The sequence below is a fragment of the Streptomyces collinus genome (genome assembly GCF_031348265.1).
Classification (GTDB): domain Bacteria; phylum Actinomycetota; class Actinomycetes; order Streptomycetales; family Streptomycetaceae; genus Streptomyces; species Streptomyces collinus.
Map to the genome: position 1 here is coordinate 7,333,617 of NZ_CP133771.1, position 25,827 is coordinate 7,359,443.

The following is a 25,827-nucleotide window of genomic DNA, read 5'->3' on the forward strand; positions in this document are numbered from 1 at the left end:
CCGGCTCGCCGAGTGCGTCGTCACCGGGCGCCGGGCCGAGGCGCTCGTGTCGTTCGGCTTCGTCCGGCTCCGGCGCTGAGCCGGACGCCGTCTGGTGGGCGATGGATTTGTCGATGTACGGTCACTCTGACCCGTCCCTCACCCGCCACGCCCCCGCGGAGGACCGTCATGCCGATGCCCTGGTTACGGATGCTGGTCGCGTCGGCGGTGTCGACGGTGCTCGTCGGCACCGCGACCGTCACGACCGTCGCCGCACCGGAACGACGCGGGGTACAGGACGGCGTGCACACCGCGGGACGGGTCAAGGACGCCGGTGACGTGCTCCAGTACAGCTGGCCCGGCGTCTACTTCGAGGGACGCATCCGGGGCACCGGCGTGGGCGTCGTCCTCGACGATCCGGCCGCCGACTACGACGTCCAGGTCGACGGGGCCACCGTCGCGACGCTCGTCACGCCGGGGAGGACCACCCACTGGGTCAGGGGCCTGCGCGAGGGCGTGCACACCGTCCGGCTCGTCAAGCGCAACGACACCCCGTGGAGCACCAGCGCCTTCGGCGGCTTCGTCGCCGCACCCGGCGGCGCCGTTCTGGCCGAGCCGGCCGCCCGCAGCCGTCAGATCGAGTTCATCGGCGACTCCCTCACGGCCGGCTACGGCAACCTCTCCGCCTCCCGCGACTGCGACAACGAGCAGCTCAAGCGCACCACCAACGCCGACGTGAGCTACGGCGCCCTCACCGCCCGGAAGCTGCGCGCCGACTACCAGATCAACGCGTACTCGGGCCAGGGCATGGTGCGCAACTACAACGGCGGCTCCCCGGAGGTGAACTACCGCACCTTCTACGACCGCGCGCTGCTGAACGTGCCGGGCGACGTCTGGCAGAACCCGGGCACCTGGCGCCCGCGGCTGGTGGTGGTCCACCTCGGCACGAACGACTTCTCCACCCCGGTCAACCCGGGCGAGCCCTGGACGGACGAGAGCCTCGCCGCCGCCTACCGCAGCGCCTACAGCGGCTTCCTCGCCAAGCTGCGCAAGCGCTACGGCACCGCGACCACCATCCTGGCCGCGGGCACGGGCCCCTTCGCCGGCCATGTCGAACACGTCGTCCGGGAACGCACCGCCGCGGGCGACCGCGGGGTCCGCTTCTGGCCCCTCGACACCACCGGCCTGGACCACACCGGCTGCCACTGGCACTACTCGGCCCGCGACCACCGGCTGCTGGCCGACCGCCTCACCGCGTTCCTCGCAGACCTGCCGATCCGTTGGTGACCACCTCGTAGCCGCTTGCGCGCACAGCGCGTAACGTGACGAACCATGAAGATCTCCGCCCTGGACGGCACGTCATGAGAATCCTCATCAGCGCCGACATGGAGGGCGCCACCGGAGTCACCTGGCCCGACGACGTGATGCCCGGCGCCTCGCAGTGGGAGCGCTGCCGCTCGCTGTTCACCTCCGATGTCAACGCCGCCGTGCGGGGCTTCCACGACGGCGGCGCCGACGAGGTGATCATCAACGAGGCCCACTCCACCATGCGCAACCTGCTGCTGGAGCAGCTCGACGACCGCGCCCGGATGCTCACCGGCCGGCACAAGGCGCTGTCCATGGTCGAGGGCGTGCAGCACGGCGACGTCGACGGCATCGCGTTCGTCGGCTACCACGCGGGCGCCGGCATGGAGGGCGTCCTCGCGCACACCTACCTCGCCAACTCCATCACGGGCGTGTGGCTCAACGACGTACGGGCGAGCGAGGGGCTGCTCAACGCCCATGTCGCCGCCGAGTACGGGGTGCCGGTCGTGCTGGTCACGGGGGACGACGTCGCCTGTGAGGACGCACTCGGCTACGCGCCCGAGGCGCTGAAGGTCGCGGTGAAGGACCACGTGTCGCGCTACGCGGCGGTGTGCCGCACACCCGGTCGCACCGCGGCCGACATCCAGGCGGCGGCCAAGGAGGCGGCAGCGCTGGCGGTCCGTCACGAACCCGTGCGCGGAGGCCCGTTCACCGTGGCCGTGGAGTTCGACGCGGAGCACCTGGCGATGGCCGCCACCGTCGTGCCGGGTGTGGACCGGATCGGGGAGCGCAAGGTGGCGTACACGAGCGGGACCATGTACGAGGGCATCCGCGCCTTCAAGGCGGTCACCACGATCGTCTCGGCCGCGGTGGAGGAGCAGTATGGCTGACCAGGTGGACGAGCAGGCGCTGGACGAGGTCGTGACGTACACGTCCGACCTCATCCGGATCGACACCACCAACCGGGGCGGCGGCGACTGCCGGGAGCGGCCCGCCGCCGAGTACGCCGCCGCACGGCTCGCCGACGCCGGCATCGAACCGGTCCTGCTGGAGCGCACCCAGGGGCGGACCAACGTCGTCGCCCGGATCGAGGGTACGGACCCCTCGGCCGGTGCCCTGCTGCTCCACGGGCATCTGGACGTCGTGCCCGCGGCGGCCGCCGACTGGAGCGTGCACCCGTTCTCCGGGGAGATCCGCGACGGGGTCGTCTGGGGACGCGGCGCCGTCGACATGAAGAACATGGACGCGATGATCCTGGCCGTCGTGCGCGGCTGGGCCCGGCAGGGTGTCCGGCCCCGCCGGGACATCGTCATCGCGTTCACCGCGGACGAGGAGGCCAGCGCCGAGGACGGCTCCGGGTTCCTCGCCGACGAGCACCCCGAACTGTTCGAGGGCTGCACCGAAGGCGTCAGCGAGTCGGGCGCCTTCACCTTCCACGACGGCGACGGGCGGCAGATCTACCCGATCGCCGCCGGGGAACGCGGCACCGCCTGGCTGAAGCTCACCGCCCGCGGACGCGCCGGGCACGGCTCCAAGGTCAACAGGGACAACGCCGTCACCCACCTCGCGGGCGCGATCGCCCGGATCGGCGCGCACGAGTGGCCGCTGCGGCTCACCCCGACCGTACGCGCCGCCCTCACCGAACTCGCCGCGCTCTACGGCATCGAGACCGATCTCACCGACGTGAACGCGCTGCTGGAGAAGCTCGGCCCGGCCGCGAAGCTCGTCGAGCCGACCCTGCGCAACAGCGCCAACCCGACCATGCTGGACGCCGGTTACAAGATCAACGTCATTCCCGGGGAGGCCGTGGCGTACGTGGACGGCCGGTACATGCCCGGCGGCGAGGAGGAGTTCCGCAGCACCCTCGACCGGCTCACCGGCCCGGACGTGGACTGGGAGTTCCACCACCGCGAGGTCGCCCTTCAGTCGCCGGTGGCCTCGCCGACGTTCGCGGGCATGCGGGCCGCCGTCGAGGAGTTCGCGCCGGAGGGCCACGTCGTGCCGTTCTGCATGTCCGGCGGCACCGACGCCAAGCAGTTCTCCCGCCTCGGCATCACCGGCTACGGCTTCACCCCGCTGAAGCTGCCGGACGGCTACGACTACGCGGCCATGTTCCACGGGGTCGACGAACGGGTACCGGTCGAGGCGCTGCACTTCGGTGTCCGCGTACTCGACCGGTTTCTGCGGACGGCCTAGGAGAGGGGGGGAGACGGTGCGGACGCTGGCCTACGGGGCGTGGCCCTCGCCCATCGACGCGGCCCTGACCGCCGCGCACGACGGGCACCCGGAGTACGTGGGTTTCGTCGGCGACGAGGTGTGGTGGACCGAGCCGCGCCCCGCCGAGGGCGGCCGCCGCACGCTGGTGCGGCGGCACGCCGACGGCCGGGAGGAGCCGCTGCTGCCCGCGCCGTGGAACGTGCGTAGCCGGGTCGTCGAGTACGGCGGGCACCCGTGGGCCGCCCTCGCGGGGGACACCGGACCGCTGGTGGTGTTCGTGAACTTCGCCGACCAGCGGCTCTACCGCTGGGAGCCGGGCGGTGAACCCCGACCGCTCACCCCCGTGTCCTCCGTCGGCGCCGGCCTGCGCTGGGCCGAGCCGCTGCCGCTGCCCGAACGGGGCGAAGTGTGGTGCGTGCTGGAGGAGTTCACCGGCGACGGACCCACCGACGTGCGCCGCGTCCTGGCCGCCGTCCCGCTGGACGGATCCGCCGCCGAGGACCGGGACGCCGTACGGGAACTCACCGACGGGCGGCACCGGTTCGTGACCGGACCGAAGCTCTCGCCCGACGGGCGGCGGGCCGCCTGGCTCGCCTGGGACCATCCGCGCATGCCCTGGGACGGCACCGAGCTGCTCCTCGCCGAGGTCACACCCGACGGCACCCTGCGCGACGCCCGGGCCGTGGCCGGCGGCCCCGGCGAGTCCATCGCCCAGGCCGACTGGACCCACGACGGCCGACTGCTGCACGCGAGCGACCGCACCGGCTGGTGGAACCTCTACCTCGACGGACAGCCGCTGTGCCCCCGCGAGGAGGAGTTCGGCGGCGCGCTGTGGAAGCCGGGTTCGCGATGGTTCACGCCGCTCGACAGCGGGCTGATCGCCGTCGTGCACGGCCGGGGCGCCACCGCCCTCGGCGTACTCGACCCCGAGACGGGCGAAGTCGTCGACGCCGCCGGGCCCTGGACCGAGTTCACCGCCACCCTCGCCGCCCACGGCGAACGGGTCGTCGCCGTCGGGGCCAGCCCGCGGAGCGCCTACGAGGTCGTGGAGCTGGACGCCCGCACCGGCCGGGCCCGGGTCGTCGGCGCCGAGCACGACGACGCCGTCGATCCCGCGTACTACCCCGAGCCGCAGATCCGCACCTTCACCGGCCCCGACGGGCGCGACATCCACGCCCACATCTACCCGCCGCACCACCCCGGCTGCGTCGCGCCCGGCGACGAACTGCCGCCCTACGTCGTCTGGGCGCACGGCGGGCCCACCGGCCGGGCCCCGCTCGTGCTCGACCTGGAGATCGCCTACTTCACCTCGCGCGGCATCGGCGTCGCCGAAGTGAACTACGGCGGCTCCACGGGGTACGGCCGCCCCTACCGCGAGCGGCTGCGCGAGCAGTGGGGCGTGGTCGACGTCGAGGACTGCGCCGCCGTCGCCCTGGCCCTCGCCGAGGAGGGCACCGCCGACCGCGCCCGGCTCGCCGTCCGGGGCGGCAGTGCGGGCGGCTGGACGGCCGCCGCCTCGCTCACCACCACCGACGTCTACGCCTGCGGCACCATCAAGTACCCGATCCTGGACCTGGCCGGCTGGGGCACGGGGGAGACCCACGACTTCGAGTCGCGGTACCTGGAGGGCCTGATCGGGCCGCTCGCCGAGGTGCCCGCCCGGTACGCGGAACGCTCGCCCGCCGCCCACGCCGACCGCCTCACCGTGCCGTTCCTGCTGCTCCAGGGCCTGGACGACGTGATCTGCCCGCCCGTCCAGTGCGAGCGGTTCCTGGCCCGGCTGGAGGGCCGGAGGGTGCCGCACGCGTATCTCGCCTTCGAGGGGGAGGGGCACGGCTTCCGGAAGGCGGAGACCATGGTGCGCGCCCTGGAGGCCGAACTCTCCCTCTACGCCCAGGTGTTCCGCCTGGATCCGCCCGGCGTCCCCACTCTGGAGCTCAGCAAGTGAACCAGCTCGTCCGACCGCCCCGGCTCGCCCCCGGCGCCCGCGTCGCCGTCGTCGCGCCCAGCGGGCCCGTGCCCGAGGAACGCCTTGAGGCCGGGCTCGACATCCTGCGCGGCTGGGGCCTCGACCCCGTCGTGGCACCCCATGTGCTGGACCGGCAAAGGGAGTTGGACTACCTCGCCGGTACGGACGAGCAGCGCGCCGCCGACCTGCAGGCCGCCTGGTGCGATCCGTCCGTCGCGGCCGTGCTGTGCGCCCGGGGCGGGTACGGGGCGCAGCGCATGGTCGACCTGCTCGACTGGGCGGCGATGCGGGCGGCGGGCCCGAAGGTGTTCGCCGGGTTCAGCGACGTCACCGTCCTGCACCAGGCCTTCGCCACCCGCCTGGGCCTGGTCACCCTGTACGGGCCCGCCGCCGCCGGCGTCGACTTCCTCAAGAACGCCCGGGCTCAAGGCCATCTGCGGGCCACTCTCTTCGAGCCGGAGTCCGTGCGGACCCTGACGGCCGTGCCCCCCGGCGGCACCGCACTGGTCCCCGGCCGTCCCCGGGGCGTCACCCTGGGCGGGTGCCTGAGCCTGCTCGCGAGCGACCTCGGCACCCCGCACGCCCGCCCCGGGGCACGCGGCGGGCTGCTGCTGATGGAGGACGTCGGCGAGAGCCCGTACCGCCTGGACCGGTACCTGACCCAACTCCTGCGCACCGGCTGGCTCGACGGGGCCGCCGGGATCGTGCTCGGCTCCTGGGCGGACTGCGGCCCTCGCGAGGGGCTGCGCGCGGTCTTCGCCGACCGGCTCGGCGGCCTGGGCGTCCCGGTCGTGGAGGAGTTCGGGTTCGGGCACAGCGAGGGCGCGCTGACCATGCCCCTCGGGGCCGTGGCCGAACTGGACACCGAGGCGGGCACGTTGACGCTGGACGAACCGGCCCTGAGCTGAGCGGTCCGCTACTGAGATCCTGTCAAGAAACCCTCGTTCCGGTGATGGACGGCTCCTGGCCCGTGTCACGCCATGACGACCGGCCGGTGCCTACTGGTCGGTATCCGGGTTGCCTCTACGACATCGCCCCCGACGGCACCCGCACCCTGGTGCGCCGCCTGGTCGCGCCGGTGCGCGTCCCGGACGTCACCCAGAGCTTCACCGTCACCCTGCCTGGCATCGTGCACCGCCTCCGGCTTCCGGTCGCCGGCTCCGGACGCCCCGACTGGGGAGGCGCAGCCGGCGCGGTTACTGTGGCGGGGTGCCGCACCACGCATCCCGCCACCTCGCCGAAGGCCCCCGGGTGGGCATACGCCACTTCACCTACGAGGACGGTGCCGAGTTCACCGCCCGCGCCCGGGAGAGCAAGGACCTGCACCACCCGTGGCTCTTCCCGCCCACCACGGCGCAGGCCTACACCGCCTACGCGGGCCGGCTGATCGAGGACCGGTCCAAGGCCGGGTTCCTGGTCTGTGAGAAGAGCGACGGGGCCATCGGCGGGTTCATCAACATCAACAACATCGTCGAGGGCGGCTTCCAGTCCGGGGCGCTGGGCTACGGCGCCTTCGCGCACGCCGCCGGGCGCGGGCTGATGCGCGAAGGACTGGACCTCGTCGTGGGTCACGCGTTCGGCCCGATGCGGCTGCACCGGCTGGAGATCAACGTCCAGCCCGGGAACGCCGCGTCGATCGCCCTGGCCCGCGCCTGCGGGTTCCGCCTGGAGGGCTTCTCGCCGCAGATGCTCTTCGTCGACGGGGCCTGGCGCGACCACGAACGCTGGGCGATCACCACCGAGATGATCGCCCCGCAAGGCCGGCCCTGAGCCCCGCAGGGCCGGCCCTGAGCCCCGGCGGCGACGCCTACGCCTGGCGGTCCACGTACTCGTAGACCGAGCCGTCCGGATGCAGGGCGATCAGGTTGCGGCCCGCCGGTGAGGCGATCGGGCCCGCCACGATGTGCGCCCCCAGTCCGGTCAGCACCTTGTGGGTCTCCTCGACGTCCGTCACGGCGATCGTCGCCGCGACCTTGCGCAGCACCTCCAGTTCGGCCGGGGGGCCGCTCATCAGCAGGAAGCAGCCGATCGCCGCCACCTGGACACCTCCCCGCTCGAAGCGCTGGGCTCTGCCGCCCGCCAGCCGCTCGTAGAAGGGGATCGCGGTCTCGAGGTCGTCGACGCAGACGCGCAGTGTGGCACCCAGAATCTCCATGCCGCCGAGCCTAGTTACGCGCAGGGGGGTGAGGGTACCCGGCCGGGCATGAAGCCGTTGGATCACCTGGAGCATCTGGACAAGCACCTGGTCGACGAGCTGGCACAGGTGGCGCGCGAGACCGTACGGGACGAACTGCGCGAGCAGACGCGCAAGCAGCGCCGCAAGGCCGCCCTGTACGCCGCGTCCGGCGCGCTCGCCCTGTACGCCGGCGCGGCCCTCGCGCTCGCCGTGGGGCTGGCCCTCGCCCTCGGCCTGCCCGACTGGGCCGCCGCACTCATCACCGCAGTGATCCTGGGCGCCCTGGCCTACGTGCTGCGCGGCATGGCGCGGCCGTCCCGCCCGGGCCCGGACCACGCGGCCGGCACGGCGCCGGGCGGGGACAGCGCCCGGCAGACCGCCGCCGGGGCGGTCGGCGGCATGCCGTACCCGCCCGTGCCGCCGGCCCCGCCCGCCGGAGCGGACGTTCCGGGCCCCGTGCCCCCGCGGCCGCCGGAGGCCCCGGACGTCCCCCACCGCGGGGCGTGATGCCGGGTGCGCACGGCAGCGACATCGCACCGGCGCGGCCGTGTGGTCGTGGTGACCGGAGCCGGCGGCGGCGTCGGTCGGGCCACCGTCCGGGCCTTCGCCGCCCGCGGCGACAGGGTCGCCCTGCTCGCCCGCGGACGTGAGGGACTCGCCGCCGCGGCGGACGAGGTGGAGCGCGCCGGCGGCGAGGCACTCGTCGTCGGCGTGGACGTCTCCGACGCCAAGGCCGTCGACGACGCGGCCCAGCAGGTCGTCGACGCCTACGGCCACATCGACGTCTGGGTCAACAACGCCTTCACCGGAGTGTTCGCGCCGTTCACGGAAGTCACCCCGGACGAGTTCCGCCGCGTGACCGAAGTGACGTACCTGGGCTATGTGTTCGGCACCCGGGCCGCCCTGCGCCACATGCTGCCGCGCGACCGCGGCACCATCGTGCAGGTCGGCTCCGCGCTCGCCTACCGGGGCATCCCGCTGCAGTCGGCGTACTGCGGGGCCAAGCACGCGATCCAGGGGTTCAACGAGTCGCTGCGCTGCGAGCTGCTGCACGCGCGCAGCGGGGTGCGGACGACGATGGTGCAGCTGCCGGGCCTCAACACCCCGCAGTTCGACTGGGTGCTGAACCGGATGCCCGGGCGGGCACGGCCCGTTGCGCCCGTCTACCAGCCGGAGGTCGCGGCCCGGGCCATCGTGCACGCGTCGTCGCACGCACGGCGCCGGGAGTACTGGGTGGGCGGCTCCACGGCCGCCACGCTGCTCGCCAACGCGGTCGTCCCCGGGCTGCTGGAGCGCTACCTGGCCCGCACCAACGTCGACGCGCAGCAGGAGGAGGGCCGGCCCGAGGGCCCGGCGAACCTGTGGTCCCCGGCGGACGGCGCGCACGGACGGGACCACGGCGCCCACGGGCGCTTCGACGACGAGTCCACCGGCAAGAGCCCGCAGCAGTGGCTGTCACGGAACCGCGGGTGGATGGGCGCGGTCCTCACCGCGGGGGCCGCCGCCCTGGCAGCCCGCAAACTGACCGCGCCCGCCCGCGGTTAGCAGGTCGGCCGTGCCTGCCCGCGGCTGGCCGGCCGGCCGCCAGGCGCTGCGCGCGGTGCCCTCGGTATGCGGTGCCCTCGGTGGCCGCCGGCACCGAGCGGTGAGGCCGCCGGCGTTGTCCAGTGCCGCCAGTGGCGCGCAGGGCACTCACGGCGGCCCTGGCCCTGTCCCTTGTCCCTGGCCCGGATCGCTTCCGGCACGGCGTCACGCATACGTCGACGCACGGACATGCCGGCCACTACAGGCGACCCGGTACGAGGGCCGTCCCTGGATTTCCCGGGGCGTGCGTCAGACGGCCTGCTGGAGCTGCGGCAGCACCTTCGTGCGGTAGAAGTCGAAGAAGCCGCGCAGGTCCGGCCCGATCTGGTTCACATAGACCCGGTCGAAGCCCGCGTCGGCGAACTGCTTCAGCTCCGCCACGTGCTCGTCCACGTCGTCGCCGCACACCCGGTTCGCGCGCACCATGTCCTCGGTGACGAGCTGCTGCGCCTGCTCGAAGTGCTTGGGGGAGGGCAGCACCTGGCCGAGCTCACCCGGCAGTTGCTCGTTCGCCCAGAGCCGGTGGACGGTCCGGGCGGCCTCGTCCTTGTCGGTGTCGTAGCAGACCTTGGTGCCACCGCTGACGAGATGACCGCCGCCTCCGCCCTTGCGGTACTGCTCCACCATCGCCTCGTCCGGCATGACCGTGATGTAGCCGTCACCGACGCGGGAGGCGAGCTGGGTCGCGGCCGGGCCGAAGCCGGAGATGTCGATCGGGATCGGCTCGTCCGGGACCGTGTACAGGCGGGCGTTCTCGACCGTGTAGTGCGGGCCGTGGTGGTTGACCTCCTCCCCGGTGAACAGGCGGCGCATCACCTGGATGGCCTCCTCCAGCATGTCCAGACGCACGTGCGCCGGCGGCCAGTGGTCGCCCAGGATGTGTTCGTTGAGCGCCTCGCCGGAGCCGACACCGAGCCGGAAGCGGTTGTTCGTCATCACCGCGCTGGTCGCAGCGGCCTGCGCCACCACCGCCGGGTGTATGCGGACGGTCGGGCAGGTCACCGCCGTCTCGATCGGCAGGGACACCGCCTGCGACAGCGCACCGATCACCGACCACACGAACGGGCTCTGGCCCTGCTCGTCGTTCCAGGGGTGGTAGTGGTCCGAGATCCACAGCGCCTGGAATCCGGCCTGCTCGGCCATCCGCGCCTGCTCGATCAGCTCGGCGGGTCCGTACTGCTCGCACGAGAGGAAGTAGCCGTACTCGGGCATGAGGGAGTGCCTCCGCGACGTCGGCGGTCCGTATCCCGCACCGGGTTACCCGGGCGCGGGGCCGGAAACCGGCGCGTACGGGCCGGATGGCCCCCGGCCGACGTTTGGGTGCCCAGGCCAGGGGGACGCGGAAGGCTCCCGAGCTACGCGACAGCGCCGGAGGCGAGCGACCGTGAGTCGACCCCGCATCCTGATCGTCGGTGCCGGCTTCGCCGGGTACCGCACGGCCCGCACCCTGTCCCGGCTCACCCGGGGCCGGGCCCACATCACCCTGCTGAACCCGACCGACTACTTCCTGTACCTGCCCCTGCTGCCCCAGGTCGCCGCCGGCATCCTGGAGCCGCGCCGGGTCACGGTCTCCCTCTCCGACTCGCTGCCGGACGTCCGGCTGGTGCTGGGGGAGGCCGAACGGATCGACCTCGACGACGGCATCCTGCGCTACACCGGCCCGGAGGGCGAGGAGGGCTCGCTCTCCTACGACCGGCTGGTGCTGGCCGCGGGCAGCGTCAACAAGCTGCTGCCCATCCCCGGGGTCGCCGAGCACGCGCACGGCTTCCGGGGGCTGCCCGAGGCGCTGTACCTGCGCGATCACGTGACCCGGCAGGTGGAGCTCGCGGCTTCCGCCGAGGACCCGGAGGCGTGCGCCGCGCGCTGCACCTTCGTGGTGGTCGGCGCCGGGTACACGGGCACGGAGGTCGCCGCGCACGGGCAGATGTTCACCGACGCTCAGGTCCGCAAGCACCCGCTGCGGCAGGGCATGCGGCCGCGCTGGATGCTGCTGGACGTGGCGCCGCGCGTGCTGCCGGAGATGGACGAGAAGCTCTCCGCCACCGCCGACCGGGTGCTGCGGCAGCGGGGCGTCGACGTGCGGATGGGGACCTCCGTGAAGGAGGCCACGCACGACGGGGTCGTGCTGACCGACGGCGAGTTCGTCGAGACCCGGACGCTGGTGTGGTGCGTGGGCGTACGACCCGACCCGCTGGTCGAGTCCCTCGGGCTGCCGATGGAGAAGGGTCGGCTGCTCGTCGACCCGCACCTGCGGGTGCCGGGCCGGCCGGAGCTGTTCGCATGCGGTGACGTGGCCGCCGTACCCGATCTGGAGAACCCCGGGAGCTATACGCCGATGACCGCGCAGCACGCCTGGCGGCACGGCAAGATCGCGGCGGAGAACGTCGCCGCGTCGCTCGGCCTCGGCGGGTCGCGCAAGCCCTACCGCCACCGCGACCTCGGCTTCGTCGTCGACCTGGGCGGGGCGAAGGCCGCCGCCAACCCGCTCGGCGTGACCTTGTCCGGCGTACCGGCGGGTGCGGTGACGCGGGGCTACCACCTTGCCGCGATGCCCGGGAACCGGGTCCGGGTCGCGGCCGACTGGCTGCTGGACGCGGTGCTGCCGCGCCAGGCTGTGCAGTTGGGGCTCGTACGGTCCTGGTCGGTGCCGCTGGACACGTCCTCGCCCGAGGTGGCCCGCGTGGCGGGCGGGCCCGGGCGGCGGGCGGACGCCAGGTCCGGGCCGGGCGCGGCGCTCGCGGCCGACACCGACGACGGGGGCGGGCCCGGCCGGGCCGGATCCCCCGACGAGCCCGCGAAGGGGCAGCCCGGATCCGGGACGACCCAGGTACGACCCGGATCCGGGGCCGCGCGGCCGCGGTCCGAGCCCGAAACGGCGAAGGGCCGCCCGCTCGCGGGCCCGCCGGGCTCCGGTCACGGTCAGTTGCGGTCGGAGTGGGAGACGGCGAAGGGCCGCCCGCTTGCGGGCCCGCCCGGCTCCGGGCACGGTGAGTTGCGGTCGGAGTGGGAGACGGCGAAGGGCCGCCCTGCCGCGGCGACTGCGACGGCTGCGGGTACTGCCGGAGAGCCGGTGAGGAGCCGGCCGGTCGGCGAGGCCGCGAAGAACCAGCCCGGTGGCGAGCCGGCAAGGAATCAGACGGGCGGTGAGCCCGCCAAGAACCAGCCGGGCGGTGAGCCCGCCAAGAATCAGCCCGGTGGTGAGCCCGCCAAGAATCAGCCTGCCCCCGCGCCCCCGCCTCACCCCCCGGGCCCCGACCACCCGGCCCCCGGCCCGGTCAAGCGAACCGACGTCCCGGACGACTCGGACGACTTCACGAAAGGAGACTCATGAACACCGGTGAACTCACCGACCTCGGACAGCAGCTGCGGGTGGACAGTGTCCGCGCCGCCGCCGCGGCGGGCTCCGGGCACCCGACGTCCTCGATGTCCGCCGCCGACCTGATGGCCGTCCTGCTCGCGCACCACCTCCGCTACGACTTCGACCGCCCCGCCCACCCCGGCAACGACCGCTTCGTCCTCTCCAAGGGCCACGCCTCCCCGCTGCTGTACTCCGCGTACAAGGCGGCCGGCGCCATCGACGACGAAGAGCTGCTCACGTTTCGCAAGCTGGGCAGTCGCCTGGAAGGACACCCGACCCCGCAGCGCCTGCCATGGGTCGAGACGGCCACCGGCTCGCTCGGGCAGGGGCTGCCGGTCGGGGTCGGCATCGCGCTGGCCGGCAAGCGGCTCGACCGCACCGGCTACCGCACCTGGGTGCTGTGCGGCGACAGCGAGCTGGCCGAGGGGTCCGTGTGGGAGGCCGCCGAGCACGCCGGGTACGAGCACCTGGACAACCTCACCGTGATCGTCGACGTCAACCGTCTCGGCCAGCGCGGCCCCACCCGGCACGGCCACGACCTGGACGCCTACGCCCGCCGCTTCCAGGCCTTCGACTGGCACACCATCGAGGTCGACGGCCACGACGTGGACGCCGTCGACCGCGCCTACGGAGAGGCCGCGTCCACCAAGGGCCAGCCCACCGCGATCCTCGCCCGCACCCTCAAGGGCAAGGGCGTCGAGGGCGTCCAGGACCGCGAGGGCCTGCACGGCAAGCCGCTGCCGGAGGCGGAGGAGGCCATCGCCGCACTCGGGGGCCCCCGTGACATCCGCGTCCGGGTGCAGGAGCCGCCCGCCGCCCGCATGCTGCACTCCGTCCACACCGGGAACTTCGAACTCCCCAAGTGGGACAAGGGCGAGGAGGTCGCCACCCGCAACGCCTTCGGTGAGGCGCTCACCGCCCTCGGCACCGGCCGCGGCGACATCGTCGCCCTGGACGGCGAGGTCGGCGACTCCACCCGCGCCGAGTTCTTCGCCAAGGAGCACCCCGACCGCTACTTCGAGTGCTACATCGCCGAGCAGCAGCTGGTCGCCTCGGCCGTCGGCCTCGCGTCCCGCGGCTGGGTGCCGTACGCCGCCACCTTCGCGGCCTTCCTGACCCGCGCGTACGACTTCATCAGGATGGCGTCCGTCAGCGGCTCCGGCATCAACCTCGTCGGTTCGCACGCCGGCGTCGCCATCGGCCAGGACGGGCCCAGCCAGATGGGCCTGGAGGACCTCGCGATGATGCGGGCGGTGCACGGCTCGACCGTGCTGTATCCGTGCGACGCCAACCAGACCGCACGGCTCGTCGGCGCGATGGCCGGCCTGGAGGGCGTGCGCTACCTGCGCACCTCGCGCGGCGAGAGCCCGGTGATCTACGCCCCCGACGAGGAGTTCCCGGTCGGCGGCAGCAAGGTGCTGCGCTCCTCCGGCGCGGACCGGCTGACCCTCGTCGCGGCGGGCGTCACCGTGCACGAGGCGCTGGCCGCCGCCGAGGCCCTGGAGCAGGAGGGCATCGCGGTGCGGGTGATCGACCTGTACTCCGTGAAGCCCGTCGACCGGGCCACGCTGCGCCGGGCCGCCGAGGAGACCGGCTGCCTGGTGACCGTGGAGGACCACCACCCCGAGGGCGGCATCGGCGACGCGGTCCTCGACGCCTTCACCGACGGGCGCCCCGTACCGCGCCTGGTACGGCTCGGCGTACGGACGATGCCGGGCTCGGCGTCCCCGGAGGAGCAGCTGCGCGCCTCGGGCATCGACGCGGAGTCCGTCGCGGCGGCCGGGCGGCTGCTGGTCGAGGAGGCGGTCGTGCGGTGAGCGGCGGCGACGGCACGCGCAGGGTGCGGGCGGGCCGCCGCACGGTGGAGGTGCACCGGCCGGACAAGGTGCTCTTCCCCGGCGGCGACGCCAAGGAGTACACCAAGGGCGACCTGGTGGACTACCACCGGGCCGTCGCGCCCTTCATGCTGCCGCACCTGCGCGGCCGGCCGCTGATGCTGGAGCGGCACCCCGACGGCATCGACGGCCCGACGTTCATGCAGAAGAACACCCCGGACCACTACCCGGAGTGGATCCCCCGCGTCGAGGTGGCCAAGGAGGGCGGCACCGTCCGCCACACCGTCTGCGACGACACCGCGACCCTCCTCTACCTGGCCGACCAGGCGAGCATCAGCCTGCACCGCTGGCTGTCCCGCGCCGACAGCGTCGACCACCCCGACCGGCTGGTGTTCGACCTCGACCCGGCGGGGGACGACTTCGAGGCCGTACGCGAGGCCGCCCGGCTGCTCGGGGAACTGCTCGACGAGCTCGACCTGCCCTCGGCGCCGATGACCACCGGCTCACGCGGGCTGCATGTGATCGTGCCGCTGAACGGCAGGCACGACTTCGACGAGGTGCGCGCCTTCGCCCGGGACGTCGCCGACACCCTCGCCGGCGCCCACCCCGACCGGCTCACCACCGCAGCCCGCAAGAAGGAGCGCGGTGGGCGGCTCTACCTCGACATCCAGCGCAACGCCTACGCCCAGACCGCCGTCGCGCCCTACACGGTCCGCCCCCGCCCGGGCGCTCCGGTGGCCACCCCCGTCACCTGGGACCAGCTGGACGACCCGGAGCTGCACGCCCGCCGCTGGACCATCGCCGACGCCGTCGAGCAGGCCCGGACCAACCCCTGGTCAGGCCTGCTGAACCGGGGCCGGGCGCTGGGACCGGCCCGGCGGCGCCTGATCGCCCTGCGCGGCTGAGGCCCCCCGTCGCCGGCCGGACGGGTGGCAGATGCATGCGCCTGTAGAGGTTTGGCGAACACGCTTGCGGCCACACGGAGGGGGAGGTGGCCATGTCGAACACAAAAAACACGCAAGAGTCACAGGATTCACAGGGGTCCCGGAACTCCCCGAATACGAGCAAGACGAACGACAACCAGTCGGCCAAGAGCCGGCCGAGCCCGATGGAGGTGCTGCGCCAGGCGCGCGGCCAGCTCGCGGAGCTCACCGGCATGGAAGCCGAGTCCGTGTCGTCCTTCGAGCAGACCGAGGAGGGCTGGGCGCTGGAGGTCGAGGTCCTCGAACTCGAGCGCGTGCCCGACACGATGAGCCTGATGGCGAGCTACCAGGTGGAGCTCGACGCAGAGGGGCAGCTCACGGGTTACCGGCGCGTCCGCCGCTACGAACGCGGTCGGTCCGACGCGCGCAGGCCCGGCGGCCGCTAGGCCGCCCGACCGGACCAGCACCCACACACGAGGAGGAACACCCGGCATGACAGTCGTACCGGCACAGCAGTCCGGCGGCGGAGGCGGCAGCAGCGGTCTCTACGACGTGCTTGAGCTCGTCCTGGACAGGGGGCTCGTCATCGACGCATTCGTCCGAGTCTCCCTGGTCGGCATCGAGATCCTCAAGATCGACGTCCGCGTCGTCGTCGCCAGCGTCGACACCTATCTGCGCTTCGCCGAGGCGTGCAACCGGCTCGACCTGGAGGCCGGGCCGCGCAAGGACCCGGGCCTGCCCGATCTGGTCGGAGAGATGACCGAGTCCGGTGCGCGCGGCAAGTCCAAGGGCGCGCTGTCCGGCGCCGCCGAGACCATATCCGACGCCTTCAAGCAGGCGCGTGACGACGGCTCGGAGCGTCAGGGCGAGTCCCGTCCGCGAGCCCGCAAGAGCACGTCGTCCCGCCGTAAGGAGGAGCAGGAGTGAGCACCTACGTCTACGGCATCGCGGCGAGTTCGCACCCCGGGCTCCCCGAGGGCATGAGCGGCGTCGGCGACCCGCCCCGCCCGGTGCGCATCCTGCGCGAGGGTGACCTGGCGGCCGTCGTCAGCGAGGCCCCCGACGGGCTGCGGCCCAAGCGCAAGGAGCTGCTCGCCCACCAGAACGTGCTCAGCGAGGCGGGTGCGGCCGGCTGTGTGCTGCCCATGCGGTTCGGCAGCGTCGCCCCGGACGACACCTCCATCACCGGGGTGCTCGCCGAGCGCGCCGAGCACTACAAGGAGCGGCTGCGGGCCCTGGACAACCGGGTCGAGTACAACGTCAAGGCCAACCACGTCGAAGAGGCCGTCCTGCACCAGGTGATGGCCGAGAGCCCCGACATCCGCGGTCTGGCGGAAGCCAACCGGCAGGCGGGCGGCGGCAGTTACGACGACAAGATCCGTCTTGGCGAGATGGTCGCGGCCGCGGTCAAGGCCAAGGAGGCCGACGACGGCGCCGCCGTGCAGCGCGCCCTGGAGTCGGCCGCCGACGACGTGAGCGTAGGTCCGGAGTCCACCGGCTGGCTGGCCAACGTGTCGTTCCTGGTGGACCGGGATGCGGCCGAGTCCTTCCTGGCCGCGGTCGAGCAGGTCCGCAAGGACATGCCGCACCTGGAGGTGCGGGTCAACGGTCCGCTGCCGCCGTACAGCTTCGTCGAACCCGGCCCTGCCGAGCCCGCGGGCACCGTGGCGAGCGGAACGGACACCGGAGCGGGGTGACGTCGTGGGCCTGATCTCTGAGGTGCTGCTGCTGCCGTTCGCACCGGTACGCGGCAGTGCCTGGGCCATCAAACAGGTGGTGCAGGAGGCCGAGCGGATCTACTACGACCCCGCCACGATCCGGGCCGAACTGGCCCGCCTCGAGGAGCAGATGGAGGCCGGAGAGATCACTGAGGAGGAGTTCGACCGTCTTGAGGACGACCTCCTCGACCGGTTGGAGATCGCTTCGCGCGGCAGCGCGGGAACAGGCAACGGGACAACACAATGAACCGAACGGGACTGGGTCTCGCCATAGGGGCCGGATACCTCCTGGGACGGACCAAGAAGCTGAAGATGGCGATGGCCGTCGGCGGGCTGGTCGCCGGGAAGAAACTGAACCTGAGCCCGCGCATGGTCGCGGATCTGCTCCAGCAGCAGCTGCGGAACAACCCGCAGTTCAAGGAGATCGGCGACCAGCTGCGGCAGGACCTGCGCGGGGTCGGCAAGGCCGCCTCCGGTGCCATGGTCGAACGGCAGATCGACGCCCTCGCCGACCGGCTGCACGGCCGGACCGCCCAGGTGCGCGACCAGCTGAGCGGCGTGGTGCCCGGCCAAGACGACGAGGCCGAGGACGCCGAGTACGAGGACGAGGAACCCGAGGACTCCGGACTCGACGAGGACGAGGAACCTGAGGACTCCGAAGCCGAGGAAGACGAGGAGCCCGAGGAGGACGAGGAGCCCGAGGGCTCCGAAGCCGACGAGGAACAGGAAGAGGACGAGGAAGAGGAGCCCGAAGCGAAGAAGGCTCCCGCCAAGAAGGCGCCGGCGAAGAAGGCGGCGAAGAAGGCCCCTGCCAAGAAGGCCCCCGCGAAGAAGGCCGCCGCGAAGAAGGCGCCCGCGAAGAAGACGGCGGCGAAGAAGAGCACGCCCGCCAAGAAGGCGACCTCCGGAAGCCGGGGCGGCGGCGCCCGGTCCCGGCTGCAGAAGGGAGGCGGTGAGGGATGAGCGACACTCTCGGCTCGGCGAAGTCCACCGCCAACGGCGCTTCGAAGAACCCGCTCACCGACCTGGCCCACAGCGAGGCCACAGACCGGCTCAAGGCCGAGTTGCAGGAGTACCTCGCCGCGCAGGCCACCCGCATGCTGACCGGCGTCGGCCGCAAGCTCGGCGAGACCACCGGCAAGCTGAACGACATCGCCGAGGGCAACAGCCCCGGCTTCGCCAAACTCGCCCTCGAGGGGGGCCGCAAGATCGCCGAGGGCAAGGGGCCGTTGCGCTCCGCTCTGGAGCTCGGCGGCTCGCGCCTCAAGGACAAGGTCACAGGGGCCTTCAAGGGCCTGGGCGGCAAGGGTAAGGGCAAGGGCAAGGGCCGTTCCGGCAACAAGCCCACCGTCATCATCGAGCACATCGATGTCGGCGTACCACTGCGCACGGCGTACGACCAGTGGACCCAGTACCAGGACTTCAGCACCTTCGCGAAGGGCGTCAAGGCCGCGAGCAAGGCCGACGACACCACCTCGGACTGGCAGTTGAAGGTCTTCTGGTCCAACCGCAGCTGGAAGGCGACGACGACGGAGCAGGTCCCCGACGACCGCATCGCCTGGACGTCGGAGGGGGCCAAGGGCACCACGAAGGGCGTCGTCTCCTTCCACGAACTCACCGAAGGCCTGACGCGCGTCCTGCTGGTCATCGAGTACTACCCCTCCGGCCTCTTCGAGAAGACCGGCAACATCTGGCGCTCCCAGGGCCGCCGTGCCCGGCTCGACCTGAAGAACTTCGTCCGCTTCATCACGATCAAGGGCGAGGCGGAAGACGGCTGGCGCGGCGAGATCCGCGACGGCGAGGTCGTCCGCAGTCACGAGGACGCCGTCGCCGAGGAGGAATCGGAGTCCGAGGAAGAGAGCCCCGAGGGCGAGGAGCCCGAGGGCGAGTACGACGAGGAGGAGACGGAAGAGGAGGGCGAAGAGGAGCCCGAGGCCGAGTACGAGGACGACTCCGAGGCCGAGTACGACGAGGAGGCCGAGGACGAGGAGGAGCCCGAGGCTGAGGACGAAGACGAGGACGAGGAAGTCGAGGCAGGGAGCCGGCGATGACGACGCCCAGCAGGATGCCCGAGCCCTACGGTCAGGGAAGCAGTGCCAACCTCGCCGACATCCTTGAACGGGTTTTGGACAAGGGCATCGTCATCGCGGGCGACATCCGGATCAACCTGCTCGACATCGAACTCCTCACGATCAAACTGCGTCTGATCGTCGCCTCGGTCGACAAGGCGAAGGAGATGGGCATCGACTGGTGGGAGACCGACCCGGCGCTGAGCTCACGGGCCCGCCGTGACGAACTGACCCGTGAGAACGCCGAGTTGCGCGAGAGGCTGGCCCGGCTGGAGGAACTGGAGCCCGGCCGGGCGGAGAAGAAGGAGGCACCGTGACCGGACTGCGGTACGTCTACGCCGTCTGCCGCCCCTTCGGCACGCCGCTCCAGTCCCAGCTGACGGGGGTGGCGGGTGATCCGCCCAGAGCACTGGCTCACCACGGCCTGGTGGCCGTGGTGAGCCACGTGCCGGAGCGGGACTTCGCCGAGGAGCCACTCCGGCGCCATCTGGAGGACCTGGACTGGCTCACCGAGACCGCCCGGGCCCACCAGGGCGTGATCGACGCGCTCACCACCGTCACGACCCCGCTGCCGCTGCGGCTCGGCACCGTCTTCCACGACGACAGCGGCGTACGGACGATGATGGAGGCCCGCGAGGAGGACTTCCTGCGCACCCTCGACCGGCTGGAGGGCCGGGTCGAGTGGGGCGTCAAGGTGTACGCCGAGTCCGAGCCGCAGGAGAGCGCCCGGCCCGCGCAGAAGCCCGCGTCGGGCCGGGACTACCTGCGGCAGCGGCGTACGCAGACCAGGTCCCACGAGGAAATGTGGCAGAAGGCAGAGGCATTCTCGACCCGACTGCACGAGGAGCTCTCCGCATTCGCGGAGGATTCCCGGATGCATCCCCCGCAGAATCCCGCGCTCTCCAAGGCGACCGGGCGGAACGTGCTGAACGCCGCTTATCTCGTGCCCCGCGCGCATTCCGAGGAATTCGTGGAGCTGGTGGACCGCACGAAGGGTGAGGTGCCGGGAATGCGCATCGAACTCACCGGCCCCTGGGCGGCCTATTCGTTCGCGGGGGAGACCGCATGACCGACCGGGAGAATCCGTGACCGTAGTGGAACGCCGTGAGGTCGCTCTCGTGGACCTGCTCGACCGGCTGCTCGCCGGCGGCGTCGTGATCACGGGGGACATCACCCTGCGCATCGCCGACGTCGACCTCGTCCGTATCGACCTCAACGCGCTCATCAGCTCGGTGAACGCCCAGGTGCCCTCACCGTTCGAGGAGCTGCTGTGACCACCCCCGACGACCATCCCCGGCCGCGCCGCAACCACATGGACCTGGAGCCCGACACGGTCGAGCGGGACCTGGTCAAACTCGTGCTGACGGTGGTGGAGCTGCTGCGCCAGCTCATGGAGCGCCAGGCGCTGCGCCGGTTCGACGTGGGGGACCTGAGCGAGGAGCAGGAGGAGCGGATCGGGCTCACGCTCATGCTGCTCGACGAGCGGATGACGGAACTGCGCGACCGCTACGGACTGCGGCCCGAGGACCTGAACCTGGACCTCGGGCCGCTCGGACCGCTGCTTCCGCGGGACTGACCCCCACGCGCGGCGCCCCGGGCCCTGACCGGGCCCGGGGCGCCGTGTGCGCATTCACCACCTGTACCAACGGCCCCTGCCGCCGGCTGCCGACGTGCCGCGGACGAAGAAGCCCAGCAGCCACAGGACGAGAACCGCGAGTGCAATCCACCAGAGAATCTTTACTGCAAATCCGGCGCCGAACAGAACCAAAGCCAGAAGCAGCACCAGCAGGATGGGAACCATAATTCGAACCTCCTGCTTTCAGGGTGTCCCGGAAATGGTGTTTCAGGCTTCCTTGCGGCAGAGAATTTCTCCGTGCAGCACGCTGAACCACCCGTCCTCCCGCGCGCCCCACTCCCGCCAGGCCGCGGCCGCGCGGCGCAGCCCCGCCTCGTCCGTGTGCCCGCCCTCGACGGCCCGGTCCGCGTACGTCGAGGCCAGGGTGCGGTCGGCCCACAGCCCGCTCCACCAGGCCCGCTCCTGCGCTGTGGCGTAGGTCCAGGTGCCCGAGCTCGCCGTGATGTCCGTCAGCCCGGCCCGCAGCGCCCAGGACTTCAGCCGGCGCCCGGCGTCCGGCTCACCGCCGTTGGCCCGCGCGACCCGGCGGTAGAGGTCCAGCCAGGCGTCGAGCCCCTCGGAGGCGGGGTACCAGGTCATGGCCTCGTAGTCCGCGTCCCGGACGGCGACGAGCCCGCCGGGCCTGACGACCCGCTTCATCTCGCGCAGCGCCCGCACCGGGTCGCCCACGTGCTGGAGCACCTGGTGGGCGTGGACGACGCAGAACGTGTCGTCCGGGTAGTCCAGGGCGTGCACGTCGGCGACCGCGAAGCGGACGTTGGCCAGCCCCCGTCCGGCCGCCGTGGCGCGTGCCTGCTCCAGGATCTCCGGCGCCCGGTCGACGCCGGTGACCTGCCCGTCGGGCACGAGTCCGGCCAGGTCGGCGGTGATCGTGCCCGGCCCGCAGCCGATGTCCAGGATCTTCATGTGGGGCTTGAGCGAAGGCAGCAGGTAGGCCGCCGAGTTGGCGGCGGTGCGCCAGGTGTGCGAGCGCAGCACGGACTCGTGGTGTCCGTGGGTGTAGACGGCGGTCTCGCGGGGTTCCGGCATGGCGGATCCCACCCCTTCCGGTCGGGTCGGCAGGAGATCACCGTACGCAGGGTCGCTATATATTGAGACCCATATCCTGCAATGTGGACTGACGGAGTGTCAGTAGCCGGCGATCGGCCGGTACACGGTCAGCGCCTCGGGGAGCTTCTCCAGCGTCACGCGGCCTTCCACCTCCGTCACCTCGCCGTCGTAGGCGAGGAGCGTGCCGGGCGCCACGTGGTCCAGGCGCAGCCGTCCCACCTGGACGGCCGCATGGGCGGGGGAACGGGTCAGGGGGCCCGCGAGGGCGGCGGCCAGCAGCCGCCCGGCGGGCCGGCGGCCACCGTGCACGACCCGCACGTCGAGCTGCCCGTCCGCGAGATCCCGCCGGCGCCCGGAGGCCAGCCCCATACGGTGGTAGGTGCCGTTCCCGGCGAACAGCAGCCACAGCGGGCGCGTACGGCCCTGGAACTCGGCCTCCAGCGGATGCCGGCCGGTCCGCAGCACGCGCAGCGCCGTGAGCACCCCGGCCGGCCAGCCGCCGATCCGGTGGGACCAGCGCTCCCGCTCGCGCACCAGCTCCGGATAGACGCCGACGCTGCACGTGTTGAGGAAGACGCCGTGCCGGTCGCCGCAGGAGTACCGGCCCACGTCCACGCGCACGGCATCGCCCTGACGCAGCGCCCGGGCCAGGTCGCGCACGTCCTCCACGCCCAGGTCGTAGGCGAAGTGGTTGAGGGTGCCGCCGGGCAGCACCGCCAGGGGCAGGCCGGTGCGCAGGGCGACGCGGGCGGCGGTGTTCACCGTGCCGTCGCCGCCGCACACGCCCAGCACCCGGGCACGGCCGGCTGCCTCCTCCAGCCGCGCGGACACCTCGCCGGGGGCGCACTCGACCACCTCGGCGCCCGGGAGGGCGTCGCGCAGGGCACGGGCCCGGTCGGCGGTGCCCGAGGCGCTGTTCGCGACGAGGACGAGCCCCTCGCCCCGCAGCAGTGCGGGGACGTCGGCCTGCGGGCGGGCCGGCGGAGTGACCTGGCCCCGCGTCGGCACCAGTCCCCGTACGGCGAACGCGGCGCCCGCACCCAGGGCCGCGCCCGCCAGGGCTTCGCTCGGGCGGCGGACGCCGGTGTGCACGCGGGACAGGGTCACCGAAGCGGCCACCGGGGCGACGACCGCACCCCAGCCCGGGGACTCCAGCGCGACACCGGTGGCGAACGCGGCGGCGGACGCGGCGTGCCCGTCGGGGAACGAGAGGGTGACCGGCTGCCGCTTCAGCCGCCGGACCAGACGGACCAGACGGACCAGACGGACCAGCCGGACCGGCGGGACCGCGTGCGCCGCCGGGCGGGGGCGGCGGACCGAGCGCCTGCCGAGGACGCCGGCGCTGAGGGAGGCGACGCCCAGGGAGGCCAGGCCGCGGGCCGCCGCCCTGCGGGCGCGGGGCGTACGGCTCACGGCGAGGGCGGCGGCCGCCGCGAACCAGAGCGCGCCCTGGCCCGCGCCGCGGCCCAGCCGGGGCAGGACGGGGTCCGCCCCGGGCCGGCGCCGGCCCGCTGCGGCCTCGAAGAGGCGGCGGTCCAGGGTGAGGGCCCGGTCGCGCAGGGGACGGTGCCCGGGCTTCGGGACGGTGAGGTCCGGATCGTGGGGCGTCATGCCGTGCGGGTACCCGGAGGGGGGTGGACACACCGACGGCCCCGGGGCAGGCTCATGGCTGATCATCATCACCGAAACAGGGGGAACCGACCGATGAGCGGGCACGTGACGGCGGTCAGCAGCAACGGGGAGTACTCGTTCACCAAGCCCAACCGGGACAGCATCACGCTGCTCACCGGCCTCGGCGTCGAGGGGGACGTGCACGCCGGCGTGACGGTCAAGCACCGCTCGCGCGTCGCCCAGGACCCCACCCAGCCCAATCTGCGCCAGGTCCACCTCATGCACGAGGAGCTCTTCGCCGAGGTCGGCGAGAACGGCTTCAAGGTGGCCCCCGGCGAACTCGGCGAGAACATCACCACCCGGGGCATCGACCTGCTCGCACTGCCCACCGGCACCCTGCTGCGCATCGGCGACAGCGCCGTCCTGGAGGTCACGGGGCTGCGCAACCCCTGCCTGCAGATCGACCTCTTCCAGGACGGGTTGCTCAAGCAGGTCGTCGGACGTGACGAGGCGGGCGACATCGTGCGCAAGGCCGGGATCATGAGCGTGGTGCGCGAGGGCGGCGTGGTACGCCCCGGCGACACGATCGAGGCGGAACTCCCCAGCGGACCGCACCGGCCGCTGGAACGGGTCTGACCGGCACCGCGCCACCCGAAACCCGTTTGCCCCCGACCCCCGCTCCCCCACACAATCGCGCCCATGGGACACCTCGAAGCCGCGCACCTGGAGTACTACCTGCCCGACGGAAGGGCGCTGCTGGGCGATGTCTCCTTCCGGGTGGGGGAGGGGGCCGTGGTGGCCCTCGTGGGGCCCAACGGCGCCGGGAAGACCACCCTGCTGCGGATGCTCGCCGGTGAGCTCAAGCCGCACGGCGGGTCCGTGGTCGTCGGTGGCGGGCTCGGGGTCATGCGGCAGTTCGTCGGATCCGTACGCGACGAGACGACCGTGCGGGACCTGCTCGTGTCCGTCGCGACGCCCCGCATCCGCGAGGCCGCCAAGGCCGTCGACGAGGCCGAGCACGCGATCATGACCGTCGACGACGAGGCGGCCCAGCTGAAGTACGCCCAGGCCCTCGCCGACTGGGCCGAGGCGCGCGGCTATGAGGCCGAGACGCTGTGGGACATGTGCACCATGGCAGCGCTCGGTGTGCCGTACGACAAGGCGCAGTTCCGGGAGGTCCGCACCCTCTCCGGCGGCGAGCAGAAACGGCTCGTCCTGGAGGCGCTGCTGCGCGGCACCGACGAGGTGCTGCTCCTCGACGAGCCCGACAACTACCTCGACGTCCCCGGCAAGCGGTGGCTGGAGGAACGGCTGAAGGAGACCCGCAAGACGGTTCTGTTCGTCTCCCACGACCGTGAACTCCTCGCCCGCGCGGCCCAGCGCATCATCTCCCTGGAGCCCGGCCCCGCCGGTGCCGACGCCTGGGTGCACGGCGGCGGTTTCGCCACCTTCCACGACGCCCGGCGCGAGCGCTTCGCCCGCTTCGAGGAGCTGCGCAGGCGCTGGGACGAGAAGCACGCACAGCTGAAGAAGCTCGTGCTGACGCTGCGTCAGGCGGCCGCCGTCAGCCATGAGATGGCCTCCCGCTACGCGGCCGCGCAGACCCGTCTGCGCAAGTTCGAGGAGGCCGGCCCGCCCCCGGAGCCGCCGCGCGAGCAGGACATCAGGATGCGGATCAAGGGCGGCCGCACCGGCGTCCGGGCCGTCACCTGCGCGAACCTGGAGCTCACCGGCCTGATGAAGCCCTTCGACCTGGAGGTCTTCTACGGCGAGCGTGTCGCCGTCCTCGGCTCCAACGGCTCGGGCAAGTCCCACTTCCTGCGTCTGCTCGCCGGCGACGACGTGGCGCACACGGGCGACTGGAAGCTGGGCGCCCGGGTCGTGCCCGGCCACTTCGCGCAGACGCACGCGCACCCGGAGCTGGAGGGCCGCACGCTCCTGGACATCCTGTGGAAGGAGCACGCCCAGGACCGCGGCGCCGCGTCCTCGCGGCTGCGCCGCTACGAACTGACCCAGCAGGCGGAGCAGACGTTCGAGCGTCTCTCCGGAGGCCAGCAGGCCCGCTTCCAGATCCTCCTGCTGGAGCTCCAGGGCGTGACGGCGCTGCTGCTCGACGAACCGACCGACAACCTGGACCTGGAGTCCGCCGAGGCCCTCCAGGAGGGCCTGGAGGCCTTCGACGGCACGGTCCTCGCGGTCACCCACGACCGCTGGTTCGCCCGCTCCTTCGACCGCTTCCTGGTCTTCGGCAGCGACGGCTCCGGGAGACCCCGGACCCGGTCTGGGACGAACGCCGGGTGGAACGGGCCCGCTAGGGGGCCGCGCCCCTCAGGGGCGCGGGTCTGTATCGATGTGCGGCTCCGCCGCGTGGGCGCGCCCGGCCACGACGTACCCGCA

27 protein-coding genes and 2 pseudogenes are annotated in these 25,827 nt (G+C 72.7%); 24 read left to right on the top strand and 5 right to left on the bottom strand.

The window, feature by feature from the left end:
• Positions 1 to 174: 174 nt before the first annotated feature.
• From RFN52_RS33065 to RFN52_RS33090, 7 genes and pseudogenes are all read left to right on the top strand, one after another.
• Entirely contained in the window at positions 175 to 1,266 is a 1,092-nt protein-coding gene (locus tag RFN52_RS33065) for an SGNH/GDSL hydrolase family protein (protein WP_311241111.1), read from the top strand.
• A 74-nt stretch (positions 1,267 to 1,340) separates the two neighbouring features.
• Positions 1,341 to 2,174, top strand: a complete 834-nt coding sequence (locus tag RFN52_RS33070; protein ID WP_184851818.1) for a M55 family metallopeptidase — start codon at positions 1,341 to 1,343, stop codon at positions 2,172 to 2,174.
• Positions 2,167 to 3,480 (top strand): M20/M25/M40 family metallo-hydrolase, encoded by a 1,314-nt coding sequence (locus RFN52_RS33075; RefSeq protein ID WP_184851820.1) that lies wholly within the window; start codon positions 2,167 to 2,169, stop codon positions 3,478 to 3,480. Before RFN52_RS33070 ends, RFN52_RS33075 begins: the two co-directional genes overlap by 8 nt.
• Before the next feature lie 16 nt (positions 3,481 to 3,496).
• Positions 3,497 to 5,449: a prolyl oligopeptidase family serine peptidase gene (locus RFN52_RS33080; protein ID WP_184851822.1), complete on the top strand. Its 1,953-nt coding sequence runs from the start codon at positions 3,497 to 3,499 to the stop codon at positions 5,447 to 5,449.
• Positions 5,446 to 6,378 (top strand): S66 peptidase family protein, encoded by a 933-nt coding sequence (locus RFN52_RS33085; protein ID WP_184851824.1) that lies wholly within the window; start codon positions 5,446 to 5,448, stop codon positions 6,376 to 6,378. The genes RFN52_RS33080 and RFN52_RS33085 overlap by 4 nt, the downstream gene beginning before the upstream one ends.
• 113 nt (positions 6,379 to 6,491) lie before the next feature.
• Positions 6,492 to 6,722: pseudogene (locus RFN52_RS40140) on the top strand (peptidase S15); the annotation flags it as partial.
• Positions 6,680 to 7,240 carry a GNAT family N-acetyltransferase gene (locus RFN52_RS33090; protein WP_184851826.1) on the top strand — a complete coding sequence of 187 codons (561 nt, stop codon included), beginning with the start codon at positions 6,680 to 6,682 and terminating at the stop codon, positions 7,238 to 7,240. The pseudogene RFN52_RS40140 and the gene RFN52_RS33090, both read left to right, overlap by 43 nt.
• A 37-nt stretch (positions 7,241 to 7,277) precedes the next feature.
• Here RFN52_RS33090 and RFN52_RS33095 read toward each other — a convergent pair whose 3' ends face one another.
• On the bottom strand, positions 7,278 to 7,625 hold the full coding sequence (locus tag RFN52_RS33095; RefSeq protein WP_107453794.1) for a VOC family protein: 348 nt from the start codon (positions 7,623 to 7,625) through the stop codon (positions 7,278 to 7,280).
• Between the two features lie 48 nt (positions 7,626 to 7,673).
• On the opposite strand from RFN52_RS33095, the gene RFN52_RS33100 reads away from it, so the two are divergent.
• Together RFN52_RS33100 and RFN52_RS33105 are read left to right on the top strand one after the other, a co-directional pair.
• The gene (locus tag RFN52_RS33100) at positions 7,674 to 8,153 is read left to right on the top strand and encodes a phage holin family protein (RefSeq protein WP_184851828.1); all 480 of its coding nucleotides are present in this window, start codon (positions 7,674 to 7,676) and stop codon (positions 8,151 to 8,153) included.
• 6 nt (positions 8,154 to 8,159) lie between these two features.
• Entirely contained in the window at positions 8,160 to 9,191 is a 1,032-nt protein-coding gene (locus RFN52_RS33105) for an SDR family oxidoreductase (RefSeq protein WP_184851830.1), read from the top strand.
• Positions 9,192 to 9,479: 288 nt separating this feature from the next.
• Here the strand turns inward: RFN52_RS33105 and RFN52_RS33110 are convergent, their stop codons facing one another.
• A complete protein-coding gene (locus tag RFN52_RS33110) occupies positions 9,480 to 10,442 on the bottom strand; it encodes an LLM class F420-dependent oxidoreductase (RefSeq protein WP_184851832.1) in 963 nt (320 codons plus the stop codon).
• Positions 10,443 to 10,614: 172 nt separating this feature from the next.
• Between RFN52_RS33110 and RFN52_RS33115 the strand changes: the two genes are divergently transcribed.
• The 13 genes from RFN52_RS33115 to RFN52_RS33175 all read left to right on the top strand — a co-directional run bounded on the left by RFN52_RS33115 (position 10,615) and on the right by RFN52_RS33175 (position 20,709).
• Positions 10,615 to 12,561 (top strand): FAD-dependent oxidoreductase, encoded by a 1,947-nt coding sequence (locus RFN52_RS33115; protein WP_184851834.1) that lies wholly within the window; start codon positions 10,615 to 10,617, stop codon positions 12,559 to 12,561.
• Positions 12,558 to 14,405: a transketolase gene (locus tag RFN52_RS33120; RefSeq protein ID WP_184851836.1), complete on the top strand. Its 1,848-nt coding sequence runs from the start codon at positions 12,558 to 12,560 to the stop codon at positions 14,403 to 14,405. Before RFN52_RS33115 ends, RFN52_RS33120 begins: the two co-directional genes overlap by 4 nt.
• Positions 14,402 to 15,328, top strand: coding sequence for a non-homologous end-joining DNA ligase (gene ligD, locus RFN52_RS33125; protein WP_184851838.1), 927 nt, complete (start codon positions 14,402 to 14,404; stop codon positions 15,326 to 15,328). Before RFN52_RS33120 ends, ligD begins: the two co-directional genes overlap by 4 nt.
• Positions 15,329 to 15,420: 92 nt before the next feature.
• Positions 15,421 to 15,792, top strand: a complete 372-nt coding sequence (locus tag RFN52_RS33130) for a gas vesicle protein GvpO (RefSeq protein ID WP_184851840.1) — start codon at positions 15,421 to 15,423, stop codon at positions 15,790 to 15,792.
• Positions 15,793 to 15,838: 46 nt separating this feature from the next.
• A complete protein-coding gene (locus RFN52_RS33135) occupies positions 15,839 to 16,273 on the top strand; it encodes a gas vesicle structural protein GvpA (protein ID WP_184851842.1) in 435 nt (144 codons plus the stop codon).
• A complete protein-coding gene (locus RFN52_RS33140; protein ID WP_184851844.1) occupies positions 16,270 to 17,043 on the top strand; it encodes a GvpL/GvpF family gas vesicle protein in 774 nt (257 codons plus the stop codon). Before RFN52_RS33135 ends, RFN52_RS33140 begins: the two co-directional genes overlap by 4 nt.
• Before the next feature lie 4 nt (positions 17,044 to 17,047).
• A complete protein-coding gene (locus RFN52_RS33145; protein WP_107454425.1) occupies positions 17,048 to 17,311 on the top strand; it encodes a gas vesicle protein GvpG in 264 nt (87 codons plus the stop codon).
• Positions 17,308 to 18,027 carry a DNA primase gene (locus RFN52_RS33150; RefSeq protein WP_184851846.1) on the top strand — a complete coding sequence of 240 codons (720 nt, stop codon included), beginning with the start codon at positions 17,308 to 17,310 and terminating at the stop codon, positions 18,025 to 18,027. The genes RFN52_RS33145 and RFN52_RS33150 overlap by 4 nt, the downstream gene beginning before the upstream one ends.
• Positions 18,024 to 19,115, top strand: coding sequence for an SRPBCC family protein (locus RFN52_RS33155; protein ID WP_184851848.1), 1,092 nt, complete (start codon positions 18,024 to 18,026; stop codon positions 19,113 to 19,115). The genes RFN52_RS33150 and RFN52_RS33155 overlap by 4 nt, the downstream gene beginning before the upstream one ends.
• Positions 19,112 to 19,450 (top strand): gas vesicle protein, encoded by a 339-nt coding sequence (locus RFN52_RS33160; RefSeq protein ID WP_053673813.1) that lies wholly within the window; start codon positions 19,112 to 19,114, stop codon positions 19,448 to 19,450. Before RFN52_RS33155 ends, RFN52_RS33160 begins: the two co-directional genes overlap by 4 nt.
• A complete protein-coding gene (locus RFN52_RS33165) occupies positions 19,447 to 20,202 on the top strand; it encodes a GvpL/GvpF family gas vesicle protein (protein ID WP_184851850.1) in 756 nt (251 codons plus the stop codon). Before RFN52_RS33160 ends, RFN52_RS33165 begins: the two co-directional genes overlap by 4 nt.
• A 16-nt stretch (positions 20,203 to 20,218) precedes the next feature.
• On the top strand, positions 20,219 to 20,407 hold the full coding sequence (locus tag RFN52_RS33170; RefSeq protein ID WP_003994122.1) for a gas vesicle protein: 189 nt from the start codon (positions 20,219 to 20,221) through the stop codon (positions 20,405 to 20,407).
• Positions 20,408 to 20,445: 38 nt separating this feature from the next.
• Complete coding sequence (locus RFN52_RS33175) at positions 20,446 to 20,709, top strand: gas vesicle protein K (RefSeq protein ID WP_030843810.1); 264 nt, start codon at positions 20,446 to 20,448, stop codon at positions 20,707 to 20,709.
• 54 nt (positions 20,710 to 20,763) lie between these two features.
• Here the strand turns inward: RFN52_RS33175 and RFN52_RS33180 are convergent, their stop codons facing one another.
• From RFN52_RS33180 to RFN52_RS33190, 3 genes are all read right to left on the bottom strand, one after another.
• Entirely contained in the window at positions 20,764 to 20,934 is a 171-nt protein-coding gene (locus RFN52_RS33180; RefSeq protein WP_031136400.1) for a hypothetical protein, read from the bottom strand.
• A 42-nt stretch (positions 20,935 to 20,976) separates the two neighbouring features.
• Complete coding sequence (locus RFN52_RS33185; protein ID WP_184851852.1) at positions 20,977 to 21,798, bottom strand: class I SAM-dependent methyltransferase; 822 nt, start codon at positions 21,796 to 21,798, stop codon at positions 20,977 to 20,979.
• A 99-nt stretch (positions 21,799 to 21,897) separates the two neighbouring features.
• Positions 21,898 to 23,430 carry a diacylglycerol/lipid kinase family protein gene (locus tag RFN52_RS33190; protein WP_184851854.1) on the bottom strand — a complete coding sequence of 511 codons (1,533 nt, stop codon included), beginning with the start codon at positions 23,428 to 23,430 and terminating at the stop codon, positions 21,898 to 21,900.
• A gap of 93 nt (positions 23,431 to 23,523) precedes the next feature.
• Between RFN52_RS33190 and RFN52_RS33195 the strand changes: the two genes are divergently transcribed.
• Both RFN52_RS33195 and RFN52_RS33200 read left to right on the top strand, forming a co-directional pair.
• Entirely contained in the window at positions 23,524 to 24,066 is a 543-nt protein-coding gene (locus RFN52_RS33195) for an MOSC domain-containing protein (RefSeq protein ID WP_184851856.1), read from the top strand.
• Between the two features lie 63 nt (positions 24,067 to 24,129).
• Positions 24,130 to 25,745: pseudogene (locus tag RFN52_RS33200) on the top strand (ATP-binding cassette domain-containing protein).
• Positions 25,746 to 25,827 lie beyond the last annotated feature (82 nt).

What these genes read in the sequence shown, in the direction of transcription:
- RFN52_RS33065 (WP_311241111.1), top strand. Translation starts at nt 175, where the DNA reads ATGCCCTGGTTACGGATGCTGGTCGCGTCGGCGGTGTCGACGGTGCTC.
- RFN52_RS33070 (WP_184851818.1), top strand. Translation starts at nt 1,341, where the DNA reads ATGAGAATCCTCATCAGCGCCGACATGGAGGGCGCCACCGGAGTCACC.
- RFN52_RS33075 (WP_184851820.1), top strand. Translation starts at nt 2,167, where the DNA reads ATGGCTGACCAGGTGGACGAGCAGGCGCTGGACGAGGTCGTGACGTAC.
- RFN52_RS33095 (WP_107453794.1), bottom strand. Translation starts at nt 7,625, where the DNA reads ATGGAGATTCTGGGTGCCACACTGCGCGTCTGCGTCGACGACCTCGAG.
- RFN52_RS33100 (WP_184851828.1), top strand. Translation starts at nt 7,674, where the DNA reads ATGAAGCCGTTGGATCACCTGGAGCATCTGGACAAGCACCTGGTCGAC.
- RFN52_RS33110 (WP_184851832.1), bottom strand. Translation starts at nt 10,442, where the DNA reads ATGCCCGAGTACGGCTACTTCCTCTCGTGCGAGCAGTACGGACCCGCC.
- RFN52_RS33120 (WP_184851836.1), top strand. Translation starts at nt 12,558, where the DNA reads ATGAACACCGGTGAACTCACCGACCTCGGACAGCAGCTGCGGGTGGAC.
- RFN52_RS33130 (WP_184851840.1), top strand. Translation starts at nt 15,421, where the DNA reads ATGTCGAACACAAAAAACACGCAAGAGTCACAGGATTCACAGGGGTCC.
- RFN52_RS33135 (WP_184851842.1), top strand. Translation starts at nt 15,839, where the DNA reads ATGACAGTCGTACCGGCACAGCAGTCCGGCGGCGGAGGCGGCAGCAGC.
- RFN52_RS33150 (WP_184851846.1), top strand. Translation starts at nt 17,308, where the DNA reads ATGAACCGAACGGGACTGGGTCTCGCCATAGGGGCCGGATACCTCCTG.
- RFN52_RS33155 (WP_184851848.1), top strand. Translation starts at nt 18,024, where the DNA reads ATGAGCGACACTCTCGGCTCGGCGAAGTCCACCGCCAACGGCGCTTCG.
- RFN52_RS33160 (WP_053673813.1), top strand. Translation starts at nt 19,112, where the DNA reads ATGACGACGCCCAGCAGGATGCCCGAGCCCTACGGTCAGGGAAGCAGT.
- RFN52_RS33175 (WP_030843810.1), top strand. Translation starts at nt 20,446, where the DNA reads ATGGACCTGGAGCCCGACACGGTCGAGCGGGACCTGGTCAAACTCGTG.
- RFN52_RS33180 (WP_031136400.1), bottom strand. Translation starts at nt 20,934, where the DNA reads ATGGTTCCCATCCTGCTGGTGCTGCTTCTGGCTTTGGTTCTGTTCGGC.
- RFN52_RS33185 (WP_184851852.1), bottom strand. Translation starts at nt 21,798, where the DNA reads ATGCCGGAACCCCGCGAGACCGCCGTCTACACCCACGGACACCACGAG.
- RFN52_RS33190 (WP_184851854.1), bottom strand. Translation starts at nt 23,430, where the DNA reads ATGACGCCCCACGATCCGGACCTCACCGTCCCGAAGCCCGGGCACCGT.
- RFN52_RS33195 (WP_184851856.1), top strand. Translation starts at nt 23,524, where the DNA reads ATGAGCGGGCACGTGACGGCGGTCAGCAGCAACGGGGAGTACTCGTTC.